Annotated in this window: 8 protein-coding genes; 6 read left to right on the top strand and 2 right to left on the bottom strand. The window is 72.2% G+C overall.

What is annotated here, in order from left to right; genetic code table 11:
* Positions 1 to 85: 85 nt before the first annotated feature.
* Positions 86 to 1105, top strand: coding sequence for an LLM class F420-dependent oxidoreductase (locus E1264_RS37200; protein ID WP_132181340.1), 1020 nt, complete (start codon positions 86 to 88; stop codon positions 1103 to 1105).
* A 109-nt stretch (positions 1106 to 1214) separates the two neighbouring features.
* Entirely contained in the window at positions 1215 to 2939 is a 1725-nt protein-coding gene (locus tag E1264_RS37195; RefSeq protein ID WP_132181338.1) for an acetolactate synthase large subunit, read from the top strand.
* A gap of 15 nt (positions 2940 to 2954) precedes the next feature.
* Here the strand turns inward: E1264_RS37195 and E1264_RS37190 are convergent, their stop codons facing one another.
* Together E1264_RS37190 and E1264_RS37185 are read right to left on the bottom strand one after the other, a co-directional pair.
* Positions 2955 to 3752, bottom strand: coding sequence for a methyltransferase domain-containing protein (locus E1264_RS37190; protein ID WP_132181336.1), 798 nt, complete (start codon positions 3750 to 3752; stop codon positions 2955 to 2957).
* 136 nt (positions 3753 to 3888) lie between these two features.
* Positions 3889 to 4104: a hypothetical protein gene (locus E1264_RS37185; protein ID WP_132181334.1), complete on the bottom strand. Its 216-nt coding sequence runs from the start codon at positions 4102 to 4104 to the stop codon at positions 3889 to 3891.
* Positions 4105 to 4543: 439 nt separating this feature from the next.
* Between E1264_RS37185 and E1264_RS37180 the strand changes: the two genes are divergently transcribed.
* The 4 genes from E1264_RS37180 to E1264_RS37165 all read left to right on the top strand — a co-directional run bounded on the left by E1264_RS37180 (position 4544) and on the right by E1264_RS37165 (position 7640).
* A complete protein-coding gene (locus E1264_RS37180; RefSeq protein ID WP_243711409.1) occupies positions 4544 to 5734 on the top strand; it encodes a histidine kinase in 1191 nt (396 codons plus the stop codon).
* An 18-nt stretch (positions 5735 to 5752) separates the two neighbouring features.
* Positions 5753 to 6400 carry a response regulator transcription factor gene (locus tag E1264_RS37175; RefSeq protein WP_132181330.1) on the top strand — a complete coding sequence of 216 codons (648 nt, stop codon included), beginning with the start codon at positions 5753 to 5755 and terminating at the stop codon, positions 6398 to 6400.
* Between the two features lie 104 nt (positions 6401 to 6504).
* A complete protein-coding gene (locus E1264_RS37170; protein ID WP_243711408.1) occupies positions 6505 to 6816 on the top strand; it encodes a hypothetical protein in 312 nt (103 codons plus the stop codon).
* A gap of 119 nt (positions 6817 to 6935) precedes the next feature.
* Positions 6936 to 7640: a DUF4328 domain-containing protein gene (locus E1264_RS37165; protein ID WP_132181326.1), complete on the top strand. Its 705-nt coding sequence runs from the start codon at positions 6936 to 6938 to the stop codon at positions 7638 to 7640.
* Positions 7641 to 7741 lie beyond the last annotated feature (101 nt).

Below are 7741 nucleotides of genomic sequence, written 5' to 3'. Positions count from 1 at the left end.
CCCCTGACCTTTGCGGAAAATAGAACCTGTTCTAGTATCGCGGTGCGACGATGGCCGGGCGCGACCACAACCGGGAGGGTGCACCGTGACCGCGGAACTGAAGCTCGGCATCAACGTCGGCTACTGGCAGCGCGACGTCGACGACCAGACCGACACCGTCCTCGCGGCCGAGCGCTGCGGCTACGACGCGGTGTTCACCGCCGAGGCGTACGGCTCGGACGCGTTCACCCCGCTGTCCTGGTACGCGGCCAGGACGTCCCGGATCAAGCTGGGGACCGCCGTCGCGCAGCTCTCGGCGCGCACCCCCGCCGCAACCGCCATGCACGCGCTGACGCTCGACGCGCTGTCGGGCGGGCGGGTCATCCTCGGGCTCGGCGCGTCCGGCCCGCAGGTCGTCGAAGGCTGGTACGGGCAGCCGTTCCCAAAGCCGCTCGCCCGCACCCGCGAGTACCTCGACATCGTCCGGCAGGTCTGGCGCCGCGAGGCCCCGGTGACCAGCGCGGGCCCGCACTACCCGCTGCCGCTGCCCGGCGGCGCGGGCCTCGGCAAGCCGCTGAAGTCGATCGTCCATCCCGTCCGCCCGGACATCCCCGTCTTCCTGGGCGCGGAGGGGCCGAAGAACGTCGCGCTGTCCGCCGAGATCGCGCAGGGCTGGCTGCCGCTGTTCGTCGACCCGGCGCAGATCGAGCCGGTGTTCGGGGCGTCGCTGGCGAACCGCCCCGACGGCTTCGAGATCGCCGCCACCGTCGTCACGATCGTCACCGACGACCTCCAGGCCGCGCTGGAGTTCGCCAAGATCCCCGTCGCGTTCTACATCGGCGGGATGGGCGCGCGGCAGCGCAACTTCCACCTCGACCTGATCGGCCGGCTCGGCTACGCGGAGCAGGCGGCCCGCGTCCAGGAGCTGTTCCTGGCCGGACGCCGCGACGAGGCGATCCGGGCCGTGCCCGACGAGCTGGCCGACGCGATCTCCCTCCTCGGCCCCATCGGGCGGATCAAGGAGCGCCTCCAGCTGTGGCGCGACAGCCCCGTCACCACCGTGCTGATCGCTGGCGTGCGCGACGAGCCGACGCTCCGCGCCATCAAGAACGTCGCCGATTCCTGAGCGGATTTCTGAGAGCGACCACACATCGGCCGGCAGGAATTGCGGTAGGGCTCCGGATGCTGAACGAGGCACAACCCAGGCGATCAGCAGACTGGAGATGGGACACACGATGTCCACGCAAGAAGCCCCCGCGCAACAGAACGCCGCCCGGCTGCTCGTCCGGGCCCTTGAGGCGGAGGGCGTCGAATACGTCTTCGGAATTCCGGGCGAGGAGAACATCCATTTCGTCCATGCGCTGAACGACTCGTCCATCCGGTACGTCCTCGTCCGGCACGAGCAGGGCGCGGCGTTCATGGCGGAGATCTACGGGCGGCTCACCGGCAAGGCGGGCGTGGCGTCGGCGACGCTCGGCCCCGGCGCGATCAACCTCCAGCTCGGCGTCGCGGACGCGACCACCAACAGCACCCCGGTCGTGGCGATCTCCGCGCAGGTGGGCCTGGACCGCATCTACAAGGAGTCGCACCAGATCGTCGACCTGGTGTCGCTGTTCCGCCCGATCACCAAGTGGTCGGAGCTCGCGCCCAGGGCCGAGGCGCTGCCCGAGATGGTGCGCAAGGCGTTCAAGACGGCGCAGACCGAGCGTCCGGGCGCCGTCTACCTGGCGATCCCGGAGGACGTCGAGGCCGTGAAGGTCTCCGCCGAGCTGGCGCCGCTGCCGGTCAACGTCGTCCGGACGCAGGAGCCGTCGCCGTCGCAGATCGCCCGCGCCGCCGACGTGCTCGCGCTCGCCGCGCGGCCCGTCGTCCTGGCCGGGCACGGCGCGACCCGCGCCCGCGCGAGCGACGCGCTGCGCTCCTTCTCCGAGCACCTCGGCCTGCCGGTCGCGACCACGTTCAACGGCAAGGGCGTCTTCCCCGACGACCACCCCAACGCGCTCGGCGCGGTCGGGTTCATGCGCCACGACTACGTCAACTTCGGCTTCGACGAGGCGGACGTGCTGATCGCCGTCGGCTACGAGCTGCAGGAGTTCGACCCCGTCAAGATCAACCCGAACGCCGACAAGAAGATCATCCACATCCACCAGTTCCCCGCCGAGGTGGACGACCACTACCCGGTCGAGGTCGGCATCCAGGGCGACATCTCCCGGACGCTCCACGCCCTGGCCGACTCCGTCCACCGCCGCTTCAACGTCAACGGCACGGACCGTCCTCCAGCCCCCACCCACCACCAATCAACGGACGAGCTCCGCTCGACGCACCACCGGATCCGAGAGATGCTCCGGGAAGAGCTTGCCGAAGGCGCCACCGAGGACGGGTTCCCGCTCTCGCCCCGCCGCATCGTGTCCGACGTCCGCGCGGCCATGGGACGCGGCGACATCGTCCTCGCCGACACGGGCGCGGTGAAGATGTGGATGGCGCGCATGTACCCGACGTACGAGCCGAACACGCTGCTGGTCTCGAACGGGCTGTCGTCCATGGGGTTCGCGGTGCCGGGCGCGATCGCCGCGAAGCTCGCCCACCCCGAGCGCAGGGTGCTCGCCGCGACCGGCGACGGCGCGTTCCTGATGAACTCGCAGGAGCTGGAGACGGCCGTCCGCGAGAACATCCCGATCACCGTCCTGATCTGGGACGACTCCGCCTACGGCCTGATCGGGTGGAAGATGGACCTGGAGATCGGCGCCAGCTCCCACATCACGTTCGGCAACCCCGACTTCGTGAAGTACGCGGAGAGCTTCGGCGCCCGCGGCTACCGCGTCGAGGCGGCCGACGACCTCCTGCCGACCCTCCGCAAGGCCCTGGCCGACGACACCGTCTCGGTCGTCACCGTCCCGGTCGACTACTCCCACAACCTCCAGCTCACGGACAAGCTAGGCGACCTCACCGACCCGTTCTGACCGGCTCGCCCGGCGTCAGGCTCGGCAGAGGATCTCGCCGTGGGTGACGGAGTACCAGCCGTCGTCGGCGGCGGCCCACGCCTTCCAGCCGTCGTAGACGCGCCGCAGCTCTTCGCGGGTGGCGTGGCCGCCGGCGACGGCGTGGTCGGCGACCGAGGAGCGGAGCAGGCGGCCGCCCCATGACTCGCTCCACCATTCGCGTTCGTCGGGCGTGGAGTAGCACCAGGACGAGGCCGACGCGGCGATGTCGGTGAACCCGGCGGCGCGGGCCCAGGAGACGAGGCGGCGGCCCGCGTCGGGTTCGCCGCCGTCGCCGCGAGCGACCTTGTAGTAGATGGGCATCCAGGCGTCCATGCCGGGCGGGTCCGGGTACCAGGCCAAGGTGCCGAAGTCGGCGTCGCGTGCGGCGACGATGCCGCCGGGCCGGGTGACGCGGCGCATCTCGCGCAGCGCCTGGACGGGGTCGGCGACGTGCTGCAACACCTGGTGGGCATGGACGACGTCGAACGTGCCGTCGGCGTAGGGCAGGGCGTGGACGTCGGCGACGGCGAACTCGACGTTGGCGAGGGCGGCGTTCTTGCGGGCCTCGTCCAGGGCGGCCTCGGCGGAGTCGGTGGCGACGACGCGGCCGGGGGCGACGCGCTCGGCGAGCCCGGCGGTGATCGTGCCGGGGCCGCAGCCGACGTCCAGGACGGACGCGCGGGGACGCAGGTGATCGACCAGGTAGGCCGCGGAGTTCTCGACGGTCCGCCACGTGTGCGAGCTCAGGACGCTCTCGTGGTGGCCGTGGGTGTAGGTCGCTTCAGGGGACATCGGATCGCCTCTCTGTGCGTGCCCTCACCCTACGACCGTTTCTCACACTTTGAGAAACAAGTCTTGCTATATGAGACAGCCAGGCGAAAGTGAAGGGGACCGAGGTTTCTCGGTCCCCTTCGTCGTCGGTCCAGGGTCAGGCCGCCACGGCGACGTGGGCGGGCGCGGGCCGCAGGGACGGGGTCGCGCGCATCGGCAGCGCCTCGACGGTGGCCAGCGCGGGCGGGATCTCGGCGTAGGCGTTCAGCGACGCATGGGAAAGATCGGTGAGCCACGGCTCGACGACGGTCCGCTCGGCGGGCCCGTCCAGCCGCGGGTGGGAGAGATGGAACGTGCCGGTCGCTGCGCTCATGCCAACACCCCTTCCAAAGCCCGGTGGGCCGCGCCGGTGCGGATCGCCACCGTCATTCACATACCCGTTGGTACGCCTGTACAAGCCACTCGGTTCGGCATCTGTTCCCAGGTGTCGCCCGAATCACAAGGTCAACGCTACGCGGCCCCTCTGACATTCTCGAACCTTTATTCGACCGGCTCGGGACCGGCTCAGGGCCGGCTCAGGACCGGCGGCGGCCGCGGAACGACTCGGCGATCTCCATGGCGGGCATCACGATGCCGCCGTAGATCACGAAGGCCGCGAACGCGAGGACGAACGGTACATAGATCAGGTACATGCCTCCAGCGTGCGCGGGGCCGCCCGGCCCCCGCATCGGGCGCGGGATCGGTCCCGGGCGGCGGAGTATCGGCCGAACGGTCGATCCGGCGGTCGGCCGCGGGTCGTACGCTCCATGGGCGTGAGCGACATCGGGGCCCGGCTGGACCGCATCCACCTGTTGGGCGGCTGCCTGGCGCGCACCGCCTACGCCGCGTTCGCCGGGCTGTACCTGCTGGGCTGCCTTGTCGCCGGGCCCCCGTTCAACCCCGGCTCGTGGCTGGTGCTCGTCGCGGCCGTGGCCAACGCCGCCGCGATCTCCGGGCGGCGCTTCGCCGTGTGGGCGGTCGTCGCCGGGTCGCTGTCGGCGCTCACCACCCTCCTCTTCGCGATGGAGCCGGGGACCGAGGCCGGGTCCGCCGTCCCGAGCCTGTTCGCCGAGATCGGCGCCCTGCTGATCCTCCTCGTGCGGACGGCGTGGAAGATGCCGCGGCGGCGGCTCGTCCCCACGGCGCTGCTGCTCGGCGCCGCGATCCTGTCGACGCCGCTGCGCTGGTCGGCGCTCGCGGCGGTGCTGTTCACCGCGCCGCTCGGCATCACCGTGGGGCTCGCCACCGGCATCGGGCTGTACCTGCGCGCGATGGACGCGCGGCGCGCCAGGTCCCTCGCCGCGGCGCGCCGGGACGAGCGGCTGGAACTGGCCCGCGACCTGCACGACTTCGTCGCCCACCATGTGACGGGGATCGTCGTCCAGGCGCAGGCGGCGCGGTTCGCGGCCCGGTCCGGGGCGGCGCCGCCCGGGCCGGACGAGCTCGACGACCTGTTCGGCGGCATCGAGAAGGCCGGGACCGAGGCGCTCACCTCGATGCGGCGCATGGTCGGGCTGCTGCGCGACGCCCAGCACGTCAACGCGGCCGACGGGGACGCCCGCGGGGCCGACCGGCGTCCGGTCGGGGATCTCGCGCGGCTCCGGGAACTCGTCGAAGGGTTCGACCATCCGCCCGCCGCGCTGGTGATCGCGCCCGATCTCGGCCCGCTGCCGCCCGAGGTGGCGGCGTCCGCGCACCGCGTCGTGCAGGAGGCGCTCACCAATGTCCGCAAGCACGCCGCCGACGCCGCGTCCGTCCGGGTGACGCTCGCGCGGATGGGCGGCGAGGTCGAGGTGGCCGTCCGGGACGACGGGCGGGGACGCGGGCGGCGCCTGCCGTCCGGCGGGTTCGGGCTCACCGGGCTCGCCGAGCGGATCGGGGCGCTCGGCGGGCGGCTGCACGCCGGTCCGCGGCCCGACGGGGGCTGGGAGGTCGTCGCCGTCCTGCCCGCCGGGGACCGGTGACCTGACAGAATCGGCGCCGTGGCCATCCGCGTACTGATCGCCGACGACCAGCAGATGGTCCGGACCGGGTTCCGGATGATCGTCGACTCGCAGCCCGACATGGAGGTGGTCGGGGAGGCCGCGGACGGCGCTGAGGCCGTCGCACTGGCCCGCCGCCTCCGCCCCGACGTGTGCCTGTTCGACATCCGGATGCCGGTGATGGACGGCCTGGAGGCGACCCGCGTCCTGGCCGGGCCCGGCGTCGAGGACCCGCCCCGCATCGTCATCGTCACGACGTTCGACATGGACGAGTACGTGTACGGGGCGCTGCGCGGCGGCGCGGTCGGGTTCCTGCTGAAGGACAGCGGGCCCGCGCTGCTGCTGGAGGCCGTCCGGGCGGCGGCGAACGGCGAGTCGCTGGTGTCGCCGTCCATCACCGTCCGGCTGCTGGAGCACCTGGCGAAGCCGCCCGCCGCGCCGCCCCTGCCCCGCGAGCCGCTCACCGACCGGGAGCTGGAGGTCGTCCGGCTCGTCGCCCGCGGCCGGACGAACGAGGAGATCGCGGGGGAGCTGTACGTGTCGCTGTCCACAATCAAGACGCATCTGGGCAACGTCCACCGCAAGCTCGCCACCCGGAACCGGGTCGAGACGGCCGCGTGGGCGTGGGAGTCGGGCCTCATGGGCTGACCCGCGGGCACGGGGACCGGAGGGCTTGAAGGACACGGGGGAAGGACAGTGCGCTGGCACCGGAGTCGCTGAACGGGCTGCCCACGGCGGCCGTCGCCGTCTGGGTGCTGTGCGCCGCCGGATGGGGCGTCGTCCTCGCCCGGCTGCGCGGCGGCGTCCACGGACCGGCCCGCGGGCCCTGCCTCTTCGCGCACACGATCACGCCCGCCGGCGTCGTCCTGACGTGCGCGCTGATCGGCTTCGGATCGCTGTACGCGACGATCGCGCTGGCCGCCGAATGGTGGGCGCTGCTCCTGGTCACCGGGTTCCGTCCCGAACGGCTCCTCAGCACCGGCGGGCTCGGGCGTCTCGCCGCCTGGGCCGCGGTCACCGCGGCCGTCACCTACCTCATGGCGCGGCTCGTGCTCCCAGCGTGAAAATCGCCCCCCGGTGTGAAGATCCACACGTGGGCGGGCCGAACCGGCGGCGGGACGCACAAGTCAAACGTACGTAGTATCCAAAGCAGGGAATCGCAAAGGCCGTCGGAGGTGAACCCATGCCGTGTGCGCTGTGCGGCGACATCATCCCGGCCGAGGTCACCCGGTGCCCGGCGTGCGGAGCATGGGCGCGCCGCCGCGACTTCCGCGCCGTCGGCGTCGCCGTCTTCATGCTGCTCGGCTTCAACGCGTTCGTCGCCCTCGGCTCCGGCATCAGCCTGCTCCGCCTCTCCCATCCGCTGCGCGGGGCCACCCACGACAACTACGACCCCGCCGCGACCGGCAAGATCCTCGCCCCCTACGCGGACGTGTTCAGCATCAGCGCGGTCATGGCCGTCGTCACCGGGGTGCTGTACCTGATCTGGCTGTGGCGCGCCTACCGGCAGTCGCCCGGCCCGCACCGCCACCACCGGGCCTGGGTCCTGCTCGGCTGGCTGTGCCCCGTCGTCAACCTGTGGCTGCCGCCGCGCATGGTCTACGAGGTCTGGGTCAACAGTGGCCGGTACCGGACGGCCGAACGCCAGGCCGCGGGCCTCGTCGTCGCGGCCTGGTGGGTGTGCGCCCTCCTCGGCCTGATCCTCGGGCGCGCGTTCACCCACGGCAGCGTCGACACGCTCGCCGACGCGCGCTTCGACGTCCATGTCGGTGTCGCCGCGGCCGCGTTCCAGGCGCTCGCCGCCTGCCTGTGCATGGCCACGGTCTTCCAGATCACGCGGCTGCAGTGCCTGTCGGTGACGCCGTCGACCTCGTCCCCCGGCGGCTGAGCCGCTAAGGGCCTGAGCTGCCCTGGCTGCTGTGCCACAGGCGCGCGGCGGGCGGACGTTTGATCGCCGGTCCCGCATGCCCGATGTCGGAGTACGGGGAC

It is taken from the genome of Actinomadura sp. KC216 (assembly GCF_004348535.1).
In the GTDB taxonomy this organism is placed as follows: domain Bacteria; phylum Actinomycetota; class Actinomycetes; order Streptosporangiales; family Streptosporangiaceae; genus Spirillospora.
Note: the sequence above shows the minus strand (reverse complement) of the source record. Positions and strands in the feature narration are given on the sequence as shown.

Coding starts and splice junctions, on each gene's coding strand:
- E1264_RS37185 (WP_132181334.1), bottom strand. CDS start 4,104: ATGAGCGCAGCGACCGGCACGTTCCATCTCTCCCACCCGCGGCTGGAC.
- E1264_RS37195 (WP_132181338.1), top strand. CDS start 1,215: ATGTCCACGCAAGAAGCCCCCGCGCAACAGAACGCCGCCCGGCTGCTC.
- E1264_RS37165 (WP_132181326.1), top strand. CDS start 6,936: ATGCCGTGTGCGCTGTGCGGCGACATCATCCCGGCCGAGGTCACCCGG.
- E1264_RS37190 (WP_132181336.1), bottom strand. CDS start 3,752: ATGTCCCCTGAAGCGACCTACACCCACGGCCACCACGAGAGCGTCCTG.